We start from the raw sequence: 23,787 nt of genomic DNA, 5'->3' as shown, positions 1-23,787 counted from the left end.
CTTTATATTTTCCTGCGCCCGCGCCATTTCGCGCAGTGCTTTGGCAACCTGGTCTGCCAATTCACGGGTCGGGCACATAACCAGTCCCTGAACCGCAAACAGTTTCGGTTTGAGGCTTTCGATCAGCCCGATACCGAAAGCCGCCGTTTTACCGCTGCCAGTCTGCGCCATGGCGATCACATCACGTCCGGCCAGGCAATGAGGCAGCGCCCGAGCCTGAATATCAGTCGGCTTGGAGAAGCCCAGTTGTGCAAGATTGGCCTGCATGGCGGCAGACAGATCAAGATCTTTGAAGGAAGGCATACAAGAAAATCCCGGAATCAGGGGTTGCTGGTTAAGAAGGTCGTTATGAGGGCGTATACTGTTGCCACAGGATACCAGAATTTATGACTAATTAATGGAGTTATCCCATGCCGTCCCTGCAGGATCAGCTAATGAAAGCGGGCCTGGCCGACCCGAAAAAGGCCAAAGCTATTCGCAATGAAAAACACAAGCAGCGCAAACAACAGCCCAAGGGCACAGTTCAGGTAAATGAAACCGAAATCCGTGCTCGCCAGGCCCGTGAAGAAAAAGCAGAACGCGATCGCCAGCTGAACCTCAAGCGCCAGCAGGAGGCCGAGAAAAAGGCCATTCAGGCCCAGATTCGCCAACTGGTGGATACCAACAAACTGGATCGCAGCCGGGGTGAGACCTCTTATCAGTTCGTTCACGACAAGAAGATAAAGAAATTGTATGTGGACGATATGCTGGCCGATCAGCTTTCTCGCGGTCGGCTCGCCATTGTATTCGTCAATGATCAGTACGAGATTGTCGCCGAGGGCGTGGCGCGCAAGATCATAGAACGGGATGAGCAAGCAGTGGTTGTACTCCATGACCGTAAAAAAGATGATATGGGTGACGACGATCCTTATGCAGGTTATGAAATCCCGGACGATCTTATGTGGTAACCATTGGATCGCTCAGATTCCGTCATCAACTGACTCATAGGTACTTTTAAGAACTCTACCTCTCTTGCTGCGAGCCTATACTGAATATACACAGTGAACTCATGGGGATGAATAATGAAACTTAAAGCATCACTTATTCGCACAGCTGGTGCCGCTATTCTGGTTACCATGGCAAGCTGGCCATTGGCCGCTCAGGAAAATGAAGAAGTGTTTGGCCGGGAACTGATGACCCGGACCGAACTGCAGCAGCATCAGGATACCATGCGCAACCTGAATACCGATGCCGAGAGGGCTCAGTACCGCCAACAGCACCATGAACGCATGATGCAGCGTGCTCAAGAGCACGGCGTCGAACTGAAGAATGGAAAGGGGCAAGGCTCAGGACAAGGTATGGGTGCCGGCCAGGGTCAAGGTAAGGGCCAACAGGGCAAAGGTGCCAACCAAGGCATGGGTGCCGGTCAGGGCAAGGGGCCGGGCCAAGGCATGGGTGCTGGCCAAGGCAAAGGCGCTAGCCAGGGCATGGGTAATGGCCAAGGTAAAGGTGCCAGTCAGGGCCAAGGCGCCGGAGGCAATGGCAATAACCAGGAGTACAAAATCAAGGGATCCGGCAACCAGAGTGGCGGTACCAAGTAACCCGGATTCACTTTCCAGAGTATAAAAAAACGGGGCTAGAAATCAGCCCCGTTTTTTATTTGCGCCTTTTAATGGCAGATGGTTCAGGCTTTACTGAAACGCTTGTCAGAGTCGGGGAAAGCATCACAATTGGATTTACCATTAGCACTCCGCAATCATTTGTTACCTAAAACAAATTGAATCTTATCCCCAATAAATACCTAATAGAGACACAATAAAAAGCTCAACCACCTCTTTTGCGTATCAGAAATGCTTGTCGGTGATCTGTCGGATGGACTCGAACGGCAGGACTGGCATTGCTCGCAAGCCCTAAGGACGCTGCATGACACTTCAGAACCTGTTTGGCAATATGACCATTCGTACGAAAATGGCAGGCGGATTTGCTCTCCTGCTCCTGCTCACTATTCTGGTAGGTGTGGTTGGGAATAGCGCATTGGAAACCTACAGCCAGCGCTCAAACATCGTAACCATGCTGGGTCAGGTCAACACCGGCCTTACTGAAGCAAGAGTTGAAGAGAAAAACTTTTTGCTGTCGGGTGATGTAGCAAATGTGCAGGCCTCCCGAGCCCACGGTGACGACGTGCTCGGTATCACCCAGCGCATCACGCCTTTACTGGCTGTTAACACTGACATCAGTACCCTGGAGAGTATTCAGGCGGATATAGCGACGTATCAGTCGCTGATGAGCGATGTAGAAGTAAACGCCACCCAGCGGGATGAAGCCCTCAGCAGCCTTGAGACAAAGGCCCGGATACTTGGATCTTCACTCAAAGCCCACAGCTCTTTGTTTTTTGCATCGGCGATGTTTGAAGACATGCGTCGCTCGGAGCGAAAGTTCCTGGTAGAGGGAGATTCCAGCAGCGTTAAATCCTATCTAGAAGATGCAAAACGGATGCAGGGACCATTGAAATCTGCATCCATTAGCGCGGAAGAAAAAGCACAGGTAACAAAAGCTCTTGAATCCTACTCAACCGAATTCCAGAACGTGGTGAGGCTGACCGAATCCGGAGGACAACTTTCACAGGACATGGTCACAACGGCCAGCCGTGTTATCGGATCGGCAAACAGCCTGCGCGAGGCGCAGGCGGACAAGATGGAGTCCGATCGCAAACAGGCGAGCACCCTGATTTTTGGCGCAACCGGCATAGCAGTGCTGCTCGGCGTTCTGATGGCCTACCTGATTACCAGAGCAATCACTACCCCGATCAATCACGCCGTTGCCATTGCCTCAGAAGTTGCCTCCGGCAACCTGTCTGTTCATATCGACAATAACCGGACAGATGAGGTAGGTCGTCTGATGGCGGCTCTGGCGACTATGGTCAGCGGCCTGCGGGAACTGGTCAGAAGCATTGAATCCGGCGCGTCCAACATTGCAGCGTCTGCCGAAGAGCTCTCGACGGTTACCAACCAGACCAGTGACGGGATCAATCGCCAGAAACAGGAAACCGATCAGGTGGCTGCAGCGATGAATCAGATGACGGCAACCGTTGCCGAAATTGCCCGCAACGCGGAACAGGCGTTTACGGTTGCCTCAGATGCTGCCAGCCAGGCTACGGAAGGTGAGCACGAGGTCACGGAAACCGTGAGCCAGGTGAACGGGCTGGCCAGAGAAGTAAACCAGAGCATGGAAATCATCCAGGGGCTACAAGCAGAAACTGCCAACATAGGAACGGTTCTGGACGTCATTAAATCCGTTGCGGAACAGACGAATCTGTTGGCGCTGAACGCAGCAATCGAGGCGGCCCGCGCCGGCGAGCAAGGTCGTGGTTTCGCCGTAGTTGCTGATGAAGTGCGCTCCCTGGCCCAAAGGACCCAGAGCTCTGCTCAGGAAATCGAGACTCTTGTAACGTCCCTGCAAAGCAGCGCAGGAAACTCTGTATCTGCGATGGAATCCAGTGCAACACTGGCTTCGGAAACACTCAAACGGGCAACAGCTACAGGCGCATCTATCGGACGGATCACCCGGGCGGTGGAAGAAATAAAGCAGTACAACAGCCAGATTGCAACAGCATCGGAACAGCAAACGTCTGTAGCAGATGAGATCAACCAGAACATCACCAGCATTCGTGACGTTACCGATCAATCTGCGTCATCCTCCAATCAAACTGCCAGCTCCAGTTCAGAACTTGCCAGGCTCGGCAGCGAATTGCAGACTCTGGTATCCCGGTTCAGGCTTTGAAAGCGCTCAGACTGCCTGTTCTTCCAGCGCCTCACGAATAGCGCGCACGGCGGCAACTGACTCGGGGTTGTCGCCGTGAACGCAAATGGTATCGGCCTCAAGGCGCAGCGGTTTGCCGTTGATTGTCTGTATTGACTCACCCCGGGAGATAGCCAATACCTGGCGCAAAATAACGTCTGAACTGTGATGCACTGCGCCCGGTGTTTTTCGGGATACTATGTATCCTTCTTCGTCATAGGCACGATCAGCAAAAGCCTCCAGTAACAATTCAACTCCGTACTCGGCACACAAGGCTTTCAAAGGCTGATTGTCAGCGGTGGTCATTGCCATCAATGCGAGTTTTCCCGGAGACTGGCTTAGCGCATCGAGAATAGCCCGCAAAATGGATTCGTTCCGCGCCATGTCGTTGTAGAGCGCGCCATGAGGTTTTACGTAGCTGAGACTCCCGCCTTGCGCAGCGGCAATCTGACTGAGCGCTCCCACTTGATAGAGCACCATGGCGTGAATTTCATCAGGGCTGCAAGCCATCGAGCGTCGCCCAAAACCCTGCAAATCGGGATACGCCGGGTGCGCACCCAGAGTTACCTTGTGCTTCAAAGCCAGCGCCACCGTTCTGCGCATAACCAGCGGATCCCCGGCATGAAAGCCACAGGCTATGTTTGCCTGATCGATATAGGGCATCACCTGGTCATCCAGGCCCATTGTCCAGGCGCCATAACTTTCACCAATATCACAATTCAATAGCATGTCAGTACCCTGTCAGAATGCGTAATCCAATAGCCGTTGAAGCAACCAGCGATTACCCCCTGAATATCCCGGCGATATTTGAAGTCTACATCAATCATGCCGGGGAACTCATATGAAAACTGCGGGTCGTAGGCCAGTCAACCATGACGAGGATTAATGATGTTATCGGTAAATATCGGCCCGTTGAGCCTGCCTTTGGCTCAGCTTCTGCTGCTCAGTGCGTTTGTCATCGCACTGATCGTTGGTGCCATCACGGGGCGCAAAGAAGGGGTTCCCATAGCAGGAACCCTGTCTGATATTTTTCTCGTTGCTCTGGTGGCAGCGCGTATCGGTTTTGTTGTTCAGTACTTCGAGCACTATCAGGATAATCTCTGGGGCATTATTGATATCAGAGACGGCGGCTTCAGCGTTATCGCCGGACTGGTCGGCGCAATGGCGCTCATCACCTGGAAGCTCTGGCGTCATCCCAGAATTCGTAGATCTCTCACCATTGCAAGTGCTTCGGGCCTGTTGGTCTGGGGCTCGGTGTCCTTACTGGTATCCCTGATGGAGAGCAGCTCCAGAGGCCTGCCTCAAACTACATTTACCTTGCTCGACGGCAGCCCGGTTGCGCTTGCAGAAGTAGCAGATGGCAAACCTGTGGTCGTCAATTTATGGGCCAGCTGGTGCCCTCCCTGCATCCGTGAAATGCCTGTACTGGAGCAAGCCCAACAGGATAATCCGGACATCACTTTTGTCTATGTAAACCAGGGTGAGCAACCCGAAACAATTACCCGGTTTATGAGCCAGCATAAGCTCTCGCTTCAGAATGTTCTGACGGACACCAGCGCCAGCCTTGGCCGCACCACTGGCAGCCAGGCCCTGCCGACGACACTGTTTTATGACGCCAAGGGTCAGCAAGTGAATGCCCACCTGGGAGAGCTTTCGCAGGCCTCACTGGCGCACAATCTCAGAAGCTTCAACACCGACTGAGATGAAAGTGCCCCAGAGAGCCCGGACTTGCTCCGGGTTTTTTTATAACGGGTAAAGCACACTCGATTCAAACAATTTATTGATAAATTGTCGTCATTAAGGCTACAGTTTAGCAACAAATTTTCGACAACTGGTTTGACAGCTGCCTGCCACACAACTAGTTTTGATCAGAGAAAGCACACAACAGGCTTATAAAGCTGTATCCGGTTCTGTGCTTAAAAATACAACAACAGACACAACTGACGTCCATCGTGCATGTCAGTGCCAGGAGGCAAACATCATGGAAAAAAGCATTAATCCCATTCGCCAGAACTCGGTTTCTACCCCGCACCTGAAGCGCCTTGGCAGCTTACTCACAGCCGCAATGCTTACGTTTTCGGTCGGCAGTGCCCAGGCGACAGACTGGGATATGCCAACACCGTACGGCGATTCCAACTTTCACACCGTCAACATCAGGCAGTTTGCTGACGATGTGCGAGAAGCTACCGACGGCGAGCTGAATATTACGGTTCACAGCAGTGGCTCGCTGATAAAGCATCAGGAAATAAAAAACTCCGTGCGCCGCGGGCTGGTTCCCGTTGGCGAACTGATCATGTCACGTCTGGCAAATGAAGATCCGCTGTTTGAAGTTGACTCAGTGCCCTACCTCGCCAGTGATTATGATCAGGCATGGAAACTCTGGCAGGCCTCAAAAGACGTGCTTGCCCAGCGTCTGGAAGGTCAGCGCCTGAAATTGCTCTTTGCCGTGCCCTGGCCTCCTCAGGGTATCTATACCCAGTTTGCGGTAAACACTGGCGAAGAATTGAAAGGCGTAAAAATGCGCGCCTACAACAAATCAAGCGAACAGCTTGCTGACTTGCTGGGCGCCTTGCCGACTCAGGTTGAAGTGCCTGACATTCCCACCGCCTTTGGTACCGGCCGTGTTGACGCCATGATCACCTCTCCCTCAACCGGCGCCAACACCCGGGCCTGGGATTACCTGACACACTTTAATCACGCCCAGTTGTGGTTGCCCAAGAACATGGTGGTCGTAAACGCCAAGGCCTTTGACCAGTTACCTGAAGACGCGCAGAAAGCGCTTGAAGACGCGGCCGAAGTCGCAGAGAAGCGAGGCTGGGAAGCCAGTAAGGCGGAAACCGAAGCCAAGATAAAAATCATGCGTGACAATGGCATCGAAGTATCGGAGCCCTCGCCGGAACTGGTCAAGCACCTGCAAAAAATCGGCGAAGCCATGACAGAGGAGTGGCTCGAGCGCGCAGGCGAGGACGGCCAGGCTCTTCTTGACGCGTACAACAAGCAGTAATCACAAGGCAACGTCAGAACAATCGGTAAGTTGGTTGTTCTGGCGTATAAACGACTCCTTCCCTGCAATACGGGTCACAACAAGAGGACGGGCCCATGCGCAGAGCACTCGATGCCTTTTACCGACTGGGAGGTGCACTTTCCGCAGTGCACCTGACGCTCATCATGGCAATGATCGTGGCACAGGTGCTGGGCCGCGTGCTGGATAAAATGCTGGGATGGGCAGGTTTCGACGCTCTGGGCCTCAACGTGCCAGGCCTTGCGGAAATTGCCGCGTTCATGCTGCTTGGCGCCACGTTTTTTGGTCTTGCCTATACGTTCTGGCAGGGCGGTCACATTCGGGTCACGCTGGTCATTCAGTATCTGCCCAAATCCCTGCATCGTGTGATGGATATAGCGGTCACTCTGGTTGCTGCCTCCATCACCGGCTTTGCCGCGTGGCACAGTGCCAGGCTGGCACTCGACAGCCACGATTACGGAGATCTTTCTATTGGCATGGTGCCTGTGCCGCTCTGGATTCCACAGGCTGTTATGACGCTCGGCCTTGTGTGGCTGCTCATTGCGCTGCTCGACGCACTGTTCATGCTTGTCAGCGGCCGGATGACCCAACTCAGAAACGAAGCACCTCAGGAGTAGGCTCATGGAAATGATCTGGATGAGTTTATTGCTGCTGTGCGTACTTCTGGCGCTGCTTGCGAGCGGGCTATGGGTCGCGTTTTCACTGACCACCATTGGCTGCATTGCCCTGTTTTTCTTCAGTGGTATACCAGTCGGCGACAGCCTCTCCACGGCGTTTTACAGCGCCAGTGTATCCTGGGATCTGGCGGCGCTTCCCATGTTTATCTGGATGGGTGAGGTACTGTTCCGCTCGCGTCTGTCTGAAGAAATGTTCAGAGGCATTTCCCCCTGGGTTGGCAAGGTTCCCGGCCGACTGCTGCACACCAATATCATAGGCTGTGGCATTTTTGCGGCGATCTCCGGTTCTTCTGCCGCGACGGCTGCAACCATCGGTAAGATGTCCATACCGGAACTGACCAATCGTGGTTACGACAAGAACCAGATTCTTGGTACTCTGGCCGGATCAGCAACCCTGGGCCTGCTGATTCCCCCGTCTATCATTCTGATTGTTTACGGAGTGGCAACAGAGCAGTCCATCGCCCGGCTCTTTGTTGCGGGTATTCTCCCCGGTTTGATGCTCATGGCCCTGTTTGCGGGCTATGTGATGATCTGGTCCCTGATGAATCCGTCAGGGGTGCCCGCTGGCGAAGCTGAATCTTTCTCGTTTAAAGAAAAAATACGCCGCAGTCGTCCACTTATTCCTGTGATGCTGCTGATTGTCGGCGTTATAGGCTCTATTTATACGGGGCTGGCATCGCCCACGGAATCAGCCGCCATCGGTGTGGCTTTGGCACACCTTCTGTCCTGGAAAAGCGGCTCACTGAGCTGGAATACTTTTTCGAACGGGCTGATGGGCACGGTAAAAACCTCCTCTATGATAGCCTTCATACTGATAGGCGCCCACTTCCTGACCAGTGCGATGGGCTTTACCGGTATCCCGCGCGAGCTTGCCGCCTGGATCGACACCCTGGGCCTGTCACCCTATATGTTGCTGGTGGCACTGACCCTGTTCTTCATTCTTCTGGGCTGCTTTCTGGATGGGATTTCGGTTGTGGTGCTGACCACTTCTGTAATTCTGCCGATGGTTGAAGCCGCTGGCATTGACCCTCTGTGGTTCGGCATCTACCTCGTGATCGTCGTCGAAATGAGCCAGATTACGCCACCGGTAGGTTTCAACCTGTTTGTAATTCAGGGCCTGACAGGGGAAAACATCCTGAGAATCGCCTGGGCCGCTTTGCCTTACTTCCTGCTGATCCTGAGTGGCGTGATTCTCATTACACTGTTTCCGGAAATTGTCACCTATCTGCCCGGCAAAATGGGTAATTAAATAAATCCTGAACGGGCAAGCCAAAGAAACACTGATAACAGAGAGCACTGACTTCACCATGAAAAAGACCAACGATTCCCCGGAGCATCCGGACAAAGGCAAGGTGCATCGTAAAGTGGGCCCGATCGTGTCGTCCGCTCATCTGGCCTCTGACAGTGCGATGGAGTTGTCCGAGCTTGAGTTCGGGCTGATTGTGGCCGGCAATGCCTTTAATCGGTGGATGGTGCGCTGCATGAACGCTGCCGGCCTGCCGGAACTAAGCCCTCTGGACATACTGGTTCTGCACAGCGTGAACCATCGTGACCGCGCAAAAAAAACAGCCGACATCTGCCTGGTACTGAACGTAGAAGACAGCCATACCGTGACCTACGCACTCAAGAAGCTGTTGAAACACGAAGTGGTGGCTTCGGAGAAGCATGGTAAGGAGACTTATTATTCGACCACTGAAAAGGGCAAGGCGGTATGTCGTCGCTACCGGGAAATACGTGAGGAGTGTCTGGTGGATTCGTTACGGACGTTGGGTTTCTCAGGAGCCGACACCGGAGCGGTAGCAGGCTTCCTGAGAGGGATATCGGGGCTTTACGACCAGGCTGCGCGGTCAGCTGCATCACTTTAAATCACCGCACTCCCTGGTCTCTCAGCCGCCACAACGCTCTGGCGTTCCTCAACCTGCCTTGCAGGTTTCGGTCGAACCTCTTTCGGTTCAAATTCTCCCAGCTATAGAATGCAAAACGCCTCAGGCTGTGGGGCACACAATCTGAGGCGTTTTGACTTGAATATGGCGCGGCTGGGAGGATTCGAACCTCCGACCGCTCGGTTCGTAGCCGAGTACTCTATCCAGCTGAGCTACAGCCGCCAATAACTTTGTATCCTCACATTTGGCGCTATGCCTGACGGGAGGATTATTCGGGCCTTTAGCCCTCACCCCTTCGGGGCCGCCGTCGCTTCGCTCTGGCGTTCCTCAGCACACTGCGTGTGCTTCGGTCGAACCTCTTTCGGTTCAAATCCTGTCTGACTTATGAGCCTGACTCTAAAGTCGGGTTCACTCATCGTTATTCTATTAAGTGGCGCGGCTGGGAGGATTCGAACCTCCGACCGCTCGGTTCGTAGCCGAGTACTCTATCCAGCTGAGCTACAGCCGCGCATTGATCACTTACTGTGGTTGAGAGCTACTTCAACCTGTTCCGATTCCCTGTAAAAGGAAATGGCGGAGAGGGAGGGATTCGAACCCTCGGTACGCTTTCGCGTACGGTTCCTTAGCAGGGAACTGGTTTCAGCCACTCACCCACCTCTCCTTGAGAACGGGGCGTATACTACCATAATTTTTCTGTTTTCATAGGGTTGACAAGATTTTTTTAGCTTTCATTTTCCCTGAAAACAAAAAAACCGCTCGCGCTGTGCCCGAACGGTCTTTTTAACTACTCAGCTATTGCCTGGCTCTGGCTCATCCACGTCTTTTTCTGACTGGATACGCTGATAAATCTCTTCCCGGTGCACCGCCACTTCTTTCGGTGCATTAACCCCGATACGCACTTGATTGCCTTTCACTCCGAGCACGGTAACAGTAACGTCATCACCGACCATCAGAGTTTCGCCAACGCGGCGAGTTAAAATCAACATATTCCTTACTCCCTATTCAGAGCTACCTGTTCCGACAAGTAATGTTTTAGTTGGTTCGACGTTTCTAGCGAGAACACTGGCCAACCACAAAATGCACATTTCCTTATACGGTCACACGCAATCACAAGGTCAGAAAATGCGCCTCTTTTTATAATGTTTCTTCTACTCCGGGTTTATCGAGCTCAAATGCACTGTGAAGGGCGCGAACGGCAAGCTCAAGATATTTTTCGTCAATCACCACTGAGATCTTGATTTCGGATGTGGAGATCATCTGAATGTTAATACCCTCAACTGAAAGCGCTTCGAACATTTTAGTTGCAACTCCCGCATGAGAGCGCATACCGACACCGACGATACTGACTTTTGCAATTTTGGTGTCGCCGCTTACTTCGCGGGCTCCCAACTCGTCAGAAACGCGCTGCAGTACATCCTTCGCGCGTTTGAAATCGTTGCGATGAACCGTAAAGGTGAACGCAGTGCGGTTATCTTCGCCAACGTTCTGGACAATCATGTCCACATCAATGTTGGCATCACTTATAGGCTTCAGAATGCGCAACGCGCTGCCCGGGGTGTCGGGTACACCCGAAATCGTAACTTTTGCTTCATCACGGTTAAAAGCGATGCCGGAGACGACCGGTTGTTCCATGGCGATGTTATCCTCAAGTGTAATCAGAGTACCCTCACCTTCCTGAAAACTGGAGAGCACCCTTAACGGAACGTTGTATTTTCCCGCAAATTCTACGGCGCGAATCTGGAGAACTTTTGAGCCCAGACTCGCCATTTCCATCATTTCTTCAAAGGTTATCCGGTCCAGACGGCGAGCACTGTCTACTACTCTTGGATCCGTAGTATAAACGCCGTCTACATCGGTATAGATCTGGCACTCATCAGCCTTCAGTGCAGCTGCCAGGGCAACTGCCGTGGTGTCTGAACCACCGCGGCCCAGTGTCGTGATATTGCCACTTTCGTCAACACCCTGAAATCCGGCTACGACCACCACGCGGCCGGCATCCAGATCTTCGCGCATACTCTGCTCATCGATCTGTTTGATACGAGCCTTGGTGTGCATACTGTCTGTCAGTATGCGGACCTGGGATCCGGTGTAAGAACGCGCTTCACAACCGCGCTTCTGAAGTGCCATGCAAAGGAGGGCAATGGTAACCTGCTCACCGGTCGAGACCAGAACGTCCATCTCACGGGGCGTGGGCTCCTCCATTATGCTGTTGGCCAACGCAATAAGCCGGTTGGTTTCGCCACTCATGGCAGAAACCACAACTACGATATCATGGCCGTCTTTGCGGAAACCGCATACCTTCTCCGCAACAGCTTCTATGCGCTCGGTTGTACCTACCGAGGTGCCACCAAATTTCTGAACCAACAGCGCCATTGTCGTTCCAATATCTGAATCAGGGATCTTTGGAAGAGCTGGAAGCTCTACCCGTCAAAAATCAAGCGGCCAGAATTATAAACCCCGACCGCTTCAGAAAAACAGTTGCTTAAGCGATATTTTTCTCAACCCACTCCGGCACACCTGCAAGCGCGTCGTCAAGCTTCGAGGGGTCATTGCCACCGCCCTGAGCCATGTCGGGCCGACCGCCACCTTTTCCATCCACCAAACCAGCCAGATGCTTCATCAGATCACCGGCCTTGATTCTGCCAGTTGCAGATTTGGTCACAGCTGCTACCAGGGTTACCTTGCCGTCATCAACGCTGGCAAGCACAACCACACCCTCGCCCAATTTGTTTTTAAGCTGGTCTGCGGTTTCCATAAGGGCTTTGCGATCCGCGCCTTCAAGCTCACACGCAACCACTTTCAAACCGGCCACTTCAACTGCCGAGTCTGCCAGGTCACTGCCGGCCGAGCTGGCAAGCTTTGCCTTAAGGGCGTCAATGTCTTTTTCAAGCTGCCGGTTGCGATCAACAGTTTGCTGCACCTTGTCGACAACCGTATCCCGGCTGCCTTTAACCAGACGAGCTGTTTCACGCAGAGTGCGCTCGGTCTCATCCACCCACTCAAGCGCACCAAAGCCGGTAACCGCCTCGATTCGGCGAACACCAGACGAAATACCACTCTCGGATGTGATCCGGAACAGCCCGATATCACCCGTGCGCGCTACGTGAGTACCGCCACACAGCTCTACCGAATAGCTGTCGGTACCCATGCTCAGTACCCGCACAACGTCGCCGTACTTTTCTCCAAACAACGCCATGGCGCCTTTTGCCTGGGCCTGCTCCATATCCGTAATATCGGTCTGCACAGGCGTATTGCCAAGAATCTGTTCATTCACCTGACGCTCGATCTCTTTCAGCTGTTCGGGCGTTACGGCCTCGAAATGCGAAAAGTCGAACCGCAGCTTGTCAGGATCAACCAATGAACCCTTCTGGCCGACATGCTCACCCAGCACCTTGCGCAATGCCGCATGCAACAGATGAGTAGCAGAGTGGTTGCGACGGGTCCGGTCACGACGTGCGTGATCAATTCGGGCATCCACTTCCAGACCCTCGAACAGCTCGCCCTCAATAAGAGTACCCACATGCAGGTGGTTATCGCCGTCTTTGCGGGTATCGGTTACTTTGAAGCGGCCGCCACTCCAGGTCAGCAAGCCGGTATCACCCACCTGGCCGCCGGATTCGGCGTAGAACGGCGTGCGCTCCAGCACCACAACCGCTTCATCACCGGCCTCGGCCGTTTTCTGTTCGCCGTTGACAATCACAGCGCGAATGCGCTCGTGGCCATCGATGTGGTCGTGCCCGGTAAATTCGGTTTTACCCTCAATGCCCAGACCGGCAGCGTTGTAATCCATACCGAATTTGCTGGCCGCCCGCGCGCGCTCACGCTGGCTTTCCATGGCTTTTTCATAACCCTCATAATCCAGCGACAAGCCGCGTTCACGGGCTATGTCGTTGGTGAGGTCCACCGGAAAGCCGTAGGTGTCGTAAAGCGTAAAAATGGTTTCCCCGGGAATCACGTCGCCTTTCAGCTCGGTAATGTCCTGCTCAAGCAGGCGCAGGCCTTTGTCCAGGGTTTTTACAAACTGTTCTTCTTCCTGCAACAAAACCTTTTCGATCTGCTTCCGGCTGCTGACCAGCTGCGGGAAAGCTTCACCCATTAATTCAACCAGGGCGCCGGTAAGCTTGTAGAAAAACGGGCCAGTAGCGCCCAGCTTGTTGCCGTGACGGGCGGCACGGCGAATGATGCGACGCAGCACAAAACCACGGCCTTCATTCGAAGGCATAACGCCATCGGAAATCAGGAATGCACAGGAACGGATATGGTCGGCAACCACTCGCAGACTGGCTTCGGTTGTTGCAGCACCGCCGAGTATCGCGGAGGCAGCCTTGAGCAGGTCATCGAAGAGATCGATTTCGTAGTTGCTGTGTACGCCCTGCATCACTGCCGTTACGCGCTCCAAACCCATACCTGTATCGACAGAGGGTTTGGGAAGGTTGAGCATTTCACCGTCAGCAGTGCGGTTGTACTGCATAAAGACCACGTTCCAGATCTCGATGTAGCGGTCGCCATCTTCTTCCGGACTTCCCGGAGGGCCACCAGCTACATCCGGGCCATGATCGTAGAAAATTTCGGTGCAGGGGCCGCAAGGGCCGGTATCACCCATCTGCCAGAAATTGTCTGACGCATAGGGAGCTCCGCCGTTGTCTCCGATGCGGACGATACGATCCGCCGGCACGCCTACTTCCTTATTCCAGATATCATAAGCTTCGTCATCATCGGCGTAGACCGTCACCCAGAGCTTTTCAGCCGGCAGGTTCAACCACTGGTCTCCGGTCAGAAACGTCCACGCATAGTTGATGGCTTCACGCTTGAAATAGTCACCAAAACTGAAATTGCCCAGCATTTCGAAAAAGGTGTGGTGACGCGCCGTGTAACCCACGTTTTCCAGGTCGTTATGCTTGCCGCCAGCGCGAACGCATTTCTGGGAGCTGGTTGCGCGGTTGTAATCGCGCTCTTCACGGCCAAGAAACACGTCCTTGAACTGATTCATTCCCGCATTAGTGAACAGCAGCGTCGGATCATCTGCCGGCACCAGAGAGCTGCTTGAAACAATGGAGTGACCTTGCTGTTTGAAATAATCGAGAAATGCCTGTCGCAACTCTGCGGTTTTCATAGCCCTTTGATACCTTTCCATAAATCCCACCGTAAACCGGCCGGATCCGCGATTGAATACGAATACTTACATGCGTGCGTAAATCGGCTACTCTAGCACACGCCGGTTACAGGAAAAACGTGAAACATCACAGGAGACCCCATGCCCCGCCGCTTCCACGTCGCTGACGAACTGCTTCCCCCAGCGACATTTCTCAAAAGATCACTGGCTATTATTTACGACGGACTGATCAGCATTGCCGTGCTTCTGGTTACCACCTGGCTATACACCATGATAACCGGCTGGATCACAGGCTGGGATCGTCTCGCTCAAAAAGCGGAAGCAGGTCAGTTATCCGGAGATCCTGGCCTGACGTTCGTATTGTTTCTGGTGATGTACCTGTTCTTTGCCTACTTCTGGACACGGATAGGGCAAACACTGGGCATGCAGGTATGGCGTGTCCGTATTGAGAACCTCGACGGCACCTCTGTGAGCTGGAGCCAGGCTCTTCGGCGATATCTGACAGCGGCTGCTGTGTTTTTTCTGGCACTGCTGGCCGGTTATACCATGGGGGCGGCAACGCTGTTCCTCAGTATTCCGGCGATGATAGCGCTGTTCTACCCTATAAACGGGCTTTCCGTAACAGACAGGCTTTCAGAAAGCGTGGTTGTTGGCCTGCCCCATAAAACCAAAGCAGGTTAATCCGGCGCGCAAGGGTTCCTACCCTGCCCGCCGCATCAGCACTGCACCAAAGACCGCACTGATCGCGATCGGAACGAGAACGGCAAGCGCCGGGTTAAACCCGTAGACCACACTCATGGGGCCCAGAAGATCCTGCATGTATTTGAACAAAAGCCCCACGAGCAAGCCGGTAAACACACGAAAACCCATGGTAACCGAGCGCAGCGGCCCGAATATAAAGGAAATCGCAACCAGAACCATCACCCCGGTGCCCAAGGGCATCAACGCTTTCTTCCAGAAGGCCAGCCAGTAAGGAGCTCCGTTCAATTCCTGATCGCCAAGATAACTGGCGTAAGTAAACAGGCCAGTCATGGAAAGATTTTCCGGTTTGACGATCAACACACTCAGCACGTCCGGAGAAAGGCCGGTTTCCCAGCGCAGAGACTCATGATTTTCACGGCTTGTTGAGTCGCCCTCGAGGCGCGTGGTTGTAGAGTTCTCCAACAACCAATGGTCGCCCTGATAGATCGCCCGCTCTGCAAAACTTGAAGACATCAACTGGCGCTGATCGTCAAAGCGGAACAAAGACACGCCGTGCAGCACTCCATTCGGCTGTACCGCGTTAAGATGCATAAATGTATTGCCCTCGCGGTGCCACACCCCATGAGCCGCCGCTACATTCTGCCCGGCACCGAGCGCAACCGCCTTATAGCTTTGGGCAGCTCGCTCCGCCGGTGGCGCCAGATACTCACCGATAAGAACGCCGGTAATAACAATGATCAACGCCGGCTTCATTGCCGACCAGACAACCCGCTTGATAGAAACGCCAGCCGCGCGAATCACCGTAAGTTCAGAAGAACTGGCCATTGCACCCAGTCCAACCAGGCAGCCCATAAAGGCTCCCAACGGCAGGTAGTCATATATACGACGCGGCAAAGTGAGAACCACATACCAGAGCGCATCCAGGATCCGGTAGTTGTTGCGCGTGTCCTCCAGCTCGGCAACAAAGGCGAAAATCAGATCCAGAGACAGCACCACAACCATCACCAGGAGCATAGCCCCGCCAACGTTTCGCATTACATAACGATCAATCTTACGCATTGGCCACCCCTTCCCGCTTCACTCTTCTTTCGTGGAGCCAGGCCGGACCAAACTGCAGCCAGAGACCAAGAGCAAGAAAAATGGCATGCACCCAGAGCATGCCCAGCCACTCAGGAACCTTGCCCTCTGACATCGCATCGCGGGCAACGATGAGCAGACCAAGATAGGCAACATAAACAAGCATCGCAGGCAAAAGATGGAAAAACCGTCCTTGCCGCGGGTTAACCCTGCTGAGCCGAACCGCCAGCAGCGTCACAATCGGAACAATCAGCGGCAGAGAGAAACGCCAATGCAGCAAGGCCCTGTCTCTCGGGTCATCTGAACGCATCAGCTGCCCGGTTGTAACTCCCTCTTCCAGTTCTACGTCACCGCTGCTGCCACTGCGAATTTTCAGGCCGTAAGCTTCAAAACCGGTAATCTGGTAATCCAGTTTCCCCGGTATGCCGTCGAAGCGTGCACCGTTTTCCAGAATAAGAAAGCGACTCCCCGTATCCTCATCAATCAGTTGGGATCCGGAATCAGCAGTAATAACACTCACGCCCGACCCATCACGGCCGTACTCCGCGATGAACACACCTTCAAGGCGACGCTTATCATCACTGAGTGCCTCGGTGTAGGTTACACGCCCACCTGATGAAAGCTTCTGAAAGCGGCCTGGCGCAAGCAAGTCGAACTCCGTCGCCTTTGCCTGCTCGGCGAAAATCTCTTCAACCTGTTTCATACCCCAGGGCGAAACCACCAGGCTCATACTCCCTACAACCAGCATTACCACCAGGCTGCCCATAAGGGTTTTTGAAAGCAGCTGACGATCACTGACACCACAAGCAGAGAGCACCGTCATTTCGCTTTCGAGATACATCCGGCCATAGGCAAGCAATATGCCGATAAATAATCCCAGCGGCAGAATGAGCTCAAGAAATCCCGGAAAGCGATAACCCATGATTTCAAACAGCACACCCGGAGCAATCTTGCCCTCTGCGGCACCGGCCAGGTATTTAAGAAAACGCCCGCTCATAAACACCAGCAGAAGGATGCCCGAAACGGCAACCATGCTGACCATAACCTGACGTATGAGATAGCGGAAAATAATGCTCAAAACGGTTTTTCTGCCCGTGTAGACCGAAACATGGAGGAATAGGATAACTGCGCGTATTCTAAGTAACCTTGGGTCTGAATGACAGTACAGCGACGTTAAGGCCACGACAGATACTCTACCGGCAGAGTGAACTAACCAGCTCTTCCAGCTTGATAATCTGATCGCAAACCCCAATGCTTGGGGAATCGCAACAAATCAATCTCGCCGCCATCAGCTGCGGCCTCCCGGGACAACCAACAGGAGTTTCCATGAACTTCAGCCTCAACAGTAAAGCCATTGCAAGCACCAAAGCCGACTGCCTGGTCGTCGCCCTGCCAGAAAAAGGCGACTGGCCAGCCTCTACTACTGAGGCGGACGGCGCATTGGGAGGGCTGATAAGCAAACTCCAGAAGGCCGGGGATATCAGTGGCAAGAATGCAGAGACCAATATGGTTCCGCTTATCGACCAGCAATGGAGCCGGCTACTTATTGTCGGTACCGGAGCGGATGCAGACCGCCATAGCGCCAACTTCCGCAAAGCGCTGACGGCAATGACGGGATCCTTGAAGGATGGCCCTTCTAAAAGCGCGCTTGTCACCCTTGCAGACACACCTCTGACCGGCAATGAAAACCTGACCTCGGAACTGGCAAAACTCAGCCTGATCGGCCGCACACTGGAAGAACAGCTTTACTTGTTCAGCGAATTCAAGAGTGAAAAGCCGGCCGCGCGCAAACTCAATAAAATTCTGGTGGCTGCCTCTGACACGGGCAAGGCCCAGAAAGAAGCGTTCAACCTGGGCCTGGCAACAGGCCGCGGTATGAATTACACCCGCGACCTGGGCAACATGCCACCGAACATCTGCCATCCTGTGTGGCTAGCCGAACAAGCCAACAAGCTGGCGGCCGACCACGACTGCATCAAGACTGAAATCCTTGACGAAAAGCAGATGAAAAAGCTGGGCATGAACTCTCTCCTGGCCGTCGGTCAGGGCAGCACCCAGCCACCCCGCCTGATTATCATGGAATACCGCGGCGGCAAAGCAAAAGACAAGCCTCACGTTCTTGTGGGTAAAGGGATCACCTTCGACACCGGCGGCATCAGCCTCAAACCAGGCGCAGGCATGGACGAGATGAAATACGACATGGGAGGCTCCGCAGCCGTATTCGGCGCCATGCAGGTCCTTGCAGAAGTTCAGCCGAAAATCAACGTGGTTGCCGTAATCGCTGCCGCCGAGAACATGCCGGATGGCAATGCCGCACGTCCGGGCGATATCGTGACAACCATGTCTGGCCAGACCGTTGAGATCCTCAACACAGACGCCGAAGGCCGCCTGGTGTTGTGCGACGCCCTTACCTACGTGAAAAAGTTTGATCCGGAAGCAGTGATCGATCTGGCCACCCTCACAGGTGCCTGCATCGTTGCCCTTGGGCATGAGGCTACAGGCCTGCTGGCAAACAATGACGAGCTCGCCAACGAACTGCTGGCCGCAGGTGATCGTGCCAGCGACAAGGTCTGGCGCCTGCCGCTCTGGGATGAGTACCAAAGCCTGCTGGACAGTAACTTTGCCGACATGGCCAACATCGGCGGCCGCTCGGCGGGCACTATAACCGCTGCCTGTTTCCTGTCGCGCTTCACCAAAGAATACCGCTGGGCCCACCTCGACATCGCCGGCACCGCGTGGCACTCCGGCAAAGCCAAAGGCTCCTCCGGCCGCCCGGTTCCCCTGCTGGTCGATTACTTGATGTCCCACGCAGGCAATTAATGGAAGCTAACGGGAAGCTATGAACGGTAATCCGGCAACACAAACCGGCAGCGATGCTGCCGGTGACTCCCGTCAGGCGGTGGGCGAGGAGGATAAAAACCAGCGTTACTGGTTTCATATACTTCTGCAAGACACCCCTGCCGCCCGCAACCTGCACGCCACCAAGCTTGTAAATAAAGCCTGGGAACAGGGCGACCGGGTGTGCATTGTATGTGACACACAGCAACAAGCTGAAGAACTGGACGACCTACTCTGGAACATCAGCCCCGACGCGTTCATCCCCCACAGTATCGTGCCCGACTCGGCGACCACCTGTTCCGATCCCGTCGGTATCCTGCTCTACCCACCCGCTCCGGAGGACTGGGATACGGTGATCATTCTCTCAGCAACCTTGCCGGCGGATGCAGACAGGTTCAAGAGGCTTGCGCTGGTTGCTCACAACGACCCGAATATTCTGAATCAGGCACGGTCGCACTTCAAACAATTGCGGGCTCTGGGAATTGAACCGAGGGTGCATGACCTCAGAAAACGGGGATAGTCGTTGCCGGAATTTTCTTTTCTAACCCGGTCTAAAGTTCGCGCCGGAGTCAGATCTGCAGAGTTGGGACTGGCTTTCCAAAAATCTCGAAGGCCAGGGACGGCCGGAGAGAAGCGCACATGGATGTGCTCGTAGCGGTTTTTGGAAAGCCAGTCCCAACTCTGCAAGCCACTTTAATAGCAGGCTTGATAATCACAGAGGTTCGCCGCAAACAAGGCGACCATGTATAATCCAGCGTTCAAATTTCCCCTTGTGAATCAATCAAACGGTCGCTAGAAAAACCCATGGAAAAAACCTACCAGCCAGAAAACATTGAGCGCCAGTGGTACGAAAACTGGGAATCCAAAGGGTACTTCCGCCCCAGCGGAGAGGGCGAGTCCTACAGCATCGCCATCCCACCACCCAATGTGACCGGCAGCCTGCACATGGGCCACGCCTTCCAGCACACCATCATGGACACTCTGACTCGCTACAAGCGCATGCAGGGCCACAACACCCTGTGGCAGGTAGGCAGTGACCACGCCGGCATCGCCACCCAGATGGTCGTCGAGCGCAAACTTGCGGGTGAAGAAGGTAAGACCCGGCATGATCTGGGCCGCGACGAGTTCATCAAGCGTATCTGGGAATGGAAGGAAGAATCTGGCGGTACCATTACCGGTCAGATGCGCCGGCTGGGCAACTCCGTGGATTGGGATAACGAACGCTTCACCATGGACGACGGCTTTTACAAGGCCGTACAGGAAGTGTTTATTCGCCTGTACGAGGACGGCCTGGTATACCGTGGCAAGCGTCTGGTGAACTGGGATCCGAAGCTGCACACCGCCATTTCCGACCTGGAAGTTGAGAACAAGGAAGAAAAAGGCTTTTTCTGGCACCTGCGTTATCCGCTGGCCGACGGCGCCACCACACAAGATGGCAAAGACTATCTGGTTGTCGCCACCACCCGCCCGGAAACCATGCTGGGCGACACCGCCGTAGCTGTGCATCCGGACGACGAACGTTACCAGCACCTGATCGGCAAGTTTGTGATGCTGCCGCTGGTAAATCGCCGCATCCCGGTGATTGCAGACCATCACGCTGATCCCGAGAAAGGCTCAGGCTGTGTCAAGATTACGCCGGCACACGACTTTAACGACTACGCTGTGGGCAAGCGCAACAACCTGCCGATGATGAACGTACTGACTCAGGATGCGAACATCCGTGAGCAGGCCGAAGTATTCAACAGCGACGGCACAGAAAATACCGAACTGGATGGTTCCCTGCCCCAAGCTTACGCCGGGTTGACCCGCGAAGACGCGCGTAAACAGATCGTTGCGGACATGGAAGCCGCAGGGCTGGTTCAGCAAGTGGAAGACCACGTACTGAGTGTTCCCCGTGGCGACCGCTCTGGCCTGATCATTGAGCCAATGCTGACCGATCAGTGGTTTGCTGACGCCAAAACTCTGGCTAAACCGGCTATTGAAGCGGTTGAAGACGGCCGTATTCAGTTTGTGCCCAAACAATACGAAAACATGTACTTCTCCTGGATGCGGGATATTCAGGATTGGTGCATTTCCCGCCAGCTGTGGTGGGGCCACCGTATTCCTGCCTGGTACGATGCTGAAGGTAATATTTACGTAGGTCGCAGTGAAGATGAAGTCCGCCAGAAGCACAATCTGGCAGCAGACTTCGCCCTGAAGCAGGACGACGATGTACTGGATACCTGGTTCAGCTCTGCTCTTTGGACCTTCGGCACTCTGGGCTGGCCGGAAATCACCGAGCGTTTGAAAACCTTCCACCCTACGGATGTATTGGTGACAGGTTTTGACATCATTTTTTTCTGGGTTGCCCGGATGATCATGATGACCATGCACTTCATGAAGAATGACGACGGCACACCTCAGGTTCCGTTTAAAACCGTTTACGTTACCGGCCTGATCCGTGACGAGCACGGCGACAAGATGTCCAAGTCCAAGGGCAATGTCATTGACCCGTTGGACATGATTGACGGCATCGATCTGGCCCCGCTGCTTGAAAAGCGCACCGGCAACATGATGCAGCCCAAGCTGGCGAAGAAAATTGCCAAGCAGACCGAAAAGGAATTCCCGGAAGGTATTTCTGCCCACGGCACCGATGCCCTGCGCTTTACGCTGGCAGCCATGGCCACTACAGGCCGTGACATCAACTGGGACATGAAGCGCCTGGAAGGCTACCGCAACTTCTGCAACAAGCTGTGGAACGCTGCCCGCTATGTGCTGATGAACGTGGAGGGCGAAGACTGCGGCGTAAATGGCGAGCCAGTGGAGCTGTCATTGGCTGATCGCTGGATCATCAGCGCGTTGCAGCAGTGCGAGCAGGATGTTATCCGTCATCTGGATCAATACCGTTTCGATCTGGCCTCTCACGCTCTGTATGAGTTTATCTGGAACGAATACTGCGACTGGTACCTTGAGCTATCCAAGCCTTCTCTGAGCGACGACAACGCCAGTGCCGAAGCCAAACGCGGTACCCGTCGCACTCTGGTGCGCGTGCTGGAAACGGTTTTGCGGCTGGCGCACCCGATCATGCCGTTCATAACAGAAGAGATCTGGCAGCGTATTGCGCCGCTGGCCGGTAAATCCGGGGACAGCATCATGCTTCAGCCCTTCCCTCAGGTGGATGCCAGCAAGCACGATGCAAAAGCCGTCGAAGACATTGAGTGGCTGAAGGGTGTGATTGTGGCCGTGCGCAATATTCGCGGCGAGATGAATATTTCTCCGGCGAAGAAGATTCCGGTTCTGTTCCGTGGCAACAGTGCGGAAGGTCAGCGCCGGATGAATGAAAATCGTCAGTTCCTGAGCTCGCTGGCCAAGCTGGAAAGCCTGGAATGGTTTGAGGGTGATAATGCGCCCATGTGTGCCACTCAGTTGGTGGGCGATATGGAAGTGTTGGTGCCTATGGCCGGCCTGATTGATAAGGATGCTGAGCTGAAGCGCCTGGATAAGGAGCTTGAACGCCTGGACAAGGAAATCGGGCGTCTTGAAGGCAAGCTGGGTAACGAAAAGTTCACTGCCAAAGCGCCCGCTGAGGTTGTGGCCAAAGAGCAGGAAAAGCTGGCTGAGGTTCAGGGTAATCAGAGCCGGCTGAAGCAGCAGCGCGCAGATATTGAGGCCATGTAGGTATGGTGTCTGCGGGTGAGCGTTCCGGGGGTGGCGGGTTGATTGCCATTCTTGGAGCGGGTTCTTTGGGGCGGCTGTGGGCCGCCCTTTTGCCGTCTGATTGTTGTGGTTTTTTACCGAGAACACCTATCAAAGTATCCGAGCATGAATTTGAGCCTCGGAGAAGCTTCAGCCATCAGGCGGCCCTCCCCGAAACACGCTGTGAATACATCCTTGTACGCTCTGTTCCGCCATCCATGGCTCCACAAGGTTTCGGGGAGAGCCCCCTGATGGCTTCGCCGGACTCTGGTGAAGCCCGAAAACCTATTAGCATTCCAGCACTCCAGTCCACTGAGAAGGTAAAGCTGCTTGCAGTAACAACGAAAGCCGGAGATACGCTTGCGGCTTTAAGTGACTGGCTACCATATATTCCGGAACATACTCCCGTGGTTTTGTTTCAGAATGGCTTAGGTAGCCAGCAAGCAGTTGCTGAGCGCTGGCCGCAACGGCCGATTTTGGCGGCCAGCACTACCGAAGGGGCGAATCGGCCATCGCAGGATGTGCTGGTTCATGCCGGGGCTGGTGACACCTGGGTAGGTGCACTTACTGTTTCTGCGGCTGAACATGTAACAGGTGTCGTTCAACAGTTGGCTGAAACCGGTTTGCGGATTCATGCTGAGGACAAGATTCTGCAGCGTCTTTGGCAGAAGCTGGTGGTTAATGCCGGGATAAATCCTTTTACCGCCCTGCTCGACTGCCCTAATGGCGATATTCTGGCCTCGCCACTCTACCAACAGAATATTGACGGGCTTTGTTCAGAGATATCTCTTCTGCTGCAGGCCGAAACCTCGGAGGCTGTAGCGTCGTTGGTCCTTCGGGAGCGTATTGAGAAAGTGGCGAGAAATACCGCCGGCAATACTTCGTCCATGCGCGCGGATGTTTTGGCGGGGCGTAAAACCGAGATCGATTTTATCAACGGCTATCTTGTGCAGTGTGGAAAACAGCGTGGTATCGCCACACCGGTAAACCAAATGTTGACTGACCGAGTAAAAGGTCTGTAAC

20 protein-coding genes and 3 tRNA genes are annotated in these 23,787 nt (G+C 54.1%); 13 read left to right on the top strand and 10 right to left on the bottom strand.

Annotated features, from left to right (window positions below):
* On the bottom strand, positions 1-303 hold a 303-nt coding region (locus tag ACN0RL_RS13720), incomplete at its 3' end, for a DEAD/DEAH box helicase (RefSeq protein WP_417517696.1).
* Positions 304-410: 107 nt separating this feature from the next.
* On the opposite strand from ACN0RL_RS13720, the gene ACN0RL_RS13715 reads away from it, so the two are divergent.
* From ACN0RL_RS13715 to ACN0RL_RS13705, 3 genes are all read left to right on the top strand, one after another.
* Entirely contained in the window at positions 411-947 is a 537-nt protein-coding gene (locus tag ACN0RL_RS13715) for a DUF2058 domain-containing protein (protein WP_417517694.1), read from the top strand.
* A 114-nt stretch (positions 948-1,061) separates the two neighbouring features.
* Positions 1,062-1,580: a hypothetical protein gene (locus ACN0RL_RS13710; protein WP_417517692.1), complete on the top strand. Its 519-nt coding sequence runs from the start codon at positions 1,062-1,064 to the stop codon at positions 1,578-1,580.
* A 322-nt stretch (positions 1,581-1,902) separates the two neighbouring features.
* Positions 1,903-3,759, top strand: a complete 1,857-nt coding sequence (locus ACN0RL_RS13705; protein ID WP_417517690.1) for a HAMP domain-containing methyl-accepting chemotaxis protein — start codon at positions 1,903-1,905, stop codon at positions 3,757-3,759.
* A gap of 6 nt (positions 3,760-3,765) precedes the next feature.
* Here the strand turns inward: ACN0RL_RS13705 and ACN0RL_RS13700 are convergent, their stop codons facing one another.
* A complete protein-coding gene (locus ACN0RL_RS13700; RefSeq protein WP_417517688.1) occupies positions 3,766-4,506 on the bottom strand; it encodes a 5-oxoprolinase subunit PxpA in 741 nt (246 codons plus the stop codon).
* A 156-nt stretch (positions 4,507-4,662) separates the two neighbouring features.
* Between ACN0RL_RS13700 and ACN0RL_RS13695 the strand changes: the two genes are divergently transcribed.
* The 5 genes from ACN0RL_RS13695 to ACN0RL_RS13675 all read left to right on the top strand — a co-directional run bounded on the left by ACN0RL_RS13695 (position 4,663) and on the right by ACN0RL_RS13675 (position 9,341).
* A complete protein-coding gene (locus ACN0RL_RS13695; RefSeq protein WP_417517686.1) occupies positions 4,663-5,478 on the top strand; it encodes a prolipoprotein diacylglyceryl transferase family protein in 816 nt (271 codons plus the stop codon).
* 280 nt (positions 5,479-5,758) lie between these two features.
* On the top strand, positions 5,759-6,781 hold the full coding sequence (locus ACN0RL_RS13690; protein WP_417517685.1) for a TRAP transporter substrate-binding protein: 1,023 nt from the start codon (positions 5,759-5,761) through the stop codon (positions 6,779-6,781).
* A 95-nt stretch (positions 6,782-6,876) separates the two neighbouring features.
* Positions 6,877-7,416, top strand: coding sequence for a TRAP transporter small permease (locus ACN0RL_RS13685; RefSeq protein WP_417517683.1), 540 nt, complete (start codon positions 6,877-6,879; stop codon positions 7,414-7,416).
* A gap of 4 nt (positions 7,417-7,420) precedes the next feature.
* A complete protein-coding gene (locus ACN0RL_RS13680) occupies positions 7,421-8,725 on the top strand; it encodes a TRAP transporter large permease (RefSeq protein WP_417517681.1) in 1,305 nt (434 codons plus the stop codon).
* A 58-nt stretch (positions 8,726-8,783) separates the two neighbouring features.
* Positions 8,784-9,341, top strand: coding sequence for a winged helix DNA-binding protein (locus tag ACN0RL_RS13675; RefSeq protein WP_417517679.1), 558 nt, complete (start codon positions 8,784-8,786; stop codon positions 9,339-9,341).
* Between the two features lie 163 nt (positions 9,342-9,504).
* On the opposite strand, the gene ACN0RL_RS13670 is transcribed toward ACN0RL_RS13675, so the two are convergent.
* From ACN0RL_RS13670 to alaS, 6 genes are all read right to left on the bottom strand, one after another.
* Positions 9,505-9,581 (bottom strand) — tRNA-Arg (locus tag ACN0RL_RS13670).
* Positions 9,582-9,790: 209 nt separating this feature from the next.
* Positions 9,791-9,867 (bottom strand) — tRNA-Arg (locus ACN0RL_RS13665).
* A gap of 63 nt (positions 9,868-9,930) precedes the next feature.
* Positions 9,931-10,020 (bottom strand) — tRNA-Ser (locus ACN0RL_RS13660).
* Between the two features lie 127 nt (positions 10,021-10,147).
* The gene (gene csrA, locus ACN0RL_RS13655) at positions 10,148-10,345 is read right to left on the bottom strand and encodes a carbon storage regulator CsrA (RefSeq protein WP_303597628.1); all 198 of its coding nucleotides are present in this window, start codon (positions 10,343-10,345) and stop codon (positions 10,148-10,150) included.
* 148 nt (positions 10,346-10,493) lie between these two features.
* Entirely contained in the window at positions 10,494-11,732 is a 1,239-nt protein-coding gene (locus ACN0RL_RS13650) for an aspartate kinase (protein WP_417517677.1), read from the bottom strand.
* A gap of 109 nt (positions 11,733-11,841) precedes the next feature.
* Entirely contained in the window at positions 11,842-14,472 is a 2,631-nt protein-coding gene (alaS, locus tag ACN0RL_RS13645) for an alanine--tRNA ligase (RefSeq protein ID WP_417517675.1), read from the bottom strand.
* Between the two features lie 141 nt (positions 14,473-14,613).
* Between alaS and ACN0RL_RS13640 the strand changes: the two genes are divergently transcribed.
* Complete coding sequence (locus ACN0RL_RS13640) at positions 14,614-15,153, top strand: RDD family protein (protein ID WP_417517673.1); 540 nt, start codon at positions 14,614-14,616, stop codon at positions 15,151-15,153.
* Positions 15,154-15,171: 18 nt separating this feature from the next.
* On the opposite strand, the gene lptG is transcribed toward ACN0RL_RS13640, so the two are convergent.
* Together lptG and lptF are read right to left on the bottom strand one after the other, a co-directional pair.
* Positions 15,172-16,233: an LPS export ABC transporter permease LptG gene (gene lptG / locus ACN0RL_RS13635; RefSeq protein ID WP_417517671.1), complete on the bottom strand. Its 1,062-nt coding sequence runs from the start codon at positions 16,231-16,233 to the stop codon at positions 15,172-15,174.
* The gene (gene lptF, locus ACN0RL_RS13630; RefSeq protein WP_417517669.1) at positions 16,226-17,329 is read right to left on the bottom strand and encodes an LPS export ABC transporter permease LptF; all 1,104 of its coding nucleotides are present in this window, start codon (positions 17,327-17,329) and stop codon (positions 16,226-16,228) included. The genes lptG and lptF overlap by 8 nt, the downstream gene beginning before the upstream one ends.
* A 248-nt stretch (positions 17,330-17,577) precedes the next feature.
* Here lptF and ACN0RL_RS13625 point away from each other — a divergent pair, with 248 nt between their 5' ends.
* The 4 genes from ACN0RL_RS13625 to ACN0RL_RS13610 all read left to right on the top strand — a co-directional run bounded on the left by ACN0RL_RS13625 (position 17,578) and on the right by ACN0RL_RS13610 (position 23,786).
* On the top strand, positions 17,578-19,071 hold the full coding sequence (locus ACN0RL_RS13625) for a leucyl aminopeptidase (RefSeq protein ID WP_417517667.1): 1,494 nt from the start codon (positions 17,578-17,580) through the stop codon (positions 19,069-19,071).
* Between the two features lie 19 nt (positions 19,072-19,090).
* Positions 19,091-19,609 (top strand): DNA polymerase III subunit chi, encoded by a 519-nt coding sequence (locus ACN0RL_RS13620; protein WP_417517665.1) that lies wholly within the window; start codon positions 19,091-19,093, stop codon positions 19,607-19,609.
* Positions 19,610-19,893: 284 nt separating this feature from the next.
* A complete protein-coding gene (locus ACN0RL_RS13615) occupies positions 19,894-22,746 on the top strand; it encodes a valine--tRNA ligase (RefSeq protein ID WP_417517663.1) in 2,853 nt (950 codons plus the stop codon).
* 269 nt (positions 22,747-23,015) lie between these two features.
* Positions 23,016-23,786: a ketopantoate reductase family protein gene (locus ACN0RL_RS13610; protein WP_417517661.1), complete on the top strand. Its 771-nt coding sequence runs from the start codon at positions 23,016-23,018 to the stop codon at positions 23,784-23,786.
* Position 23,787: the final 1 nt, after the last annotated feature.

It is taken from the genome of Marinobacter sp., assembly GCF_048259445.1.
Classification (GTDB): Bacteria; Pseudomonadota; Gammaproteobacteria; order Pseudomonadales; family Oleiphilaceae; genus Marinobacter.
The sequence above is the reverse complement of the archived record's forward strand: the minus strand, read 5'-3'. Positions and strand labels throughout refer to the sequence as shown.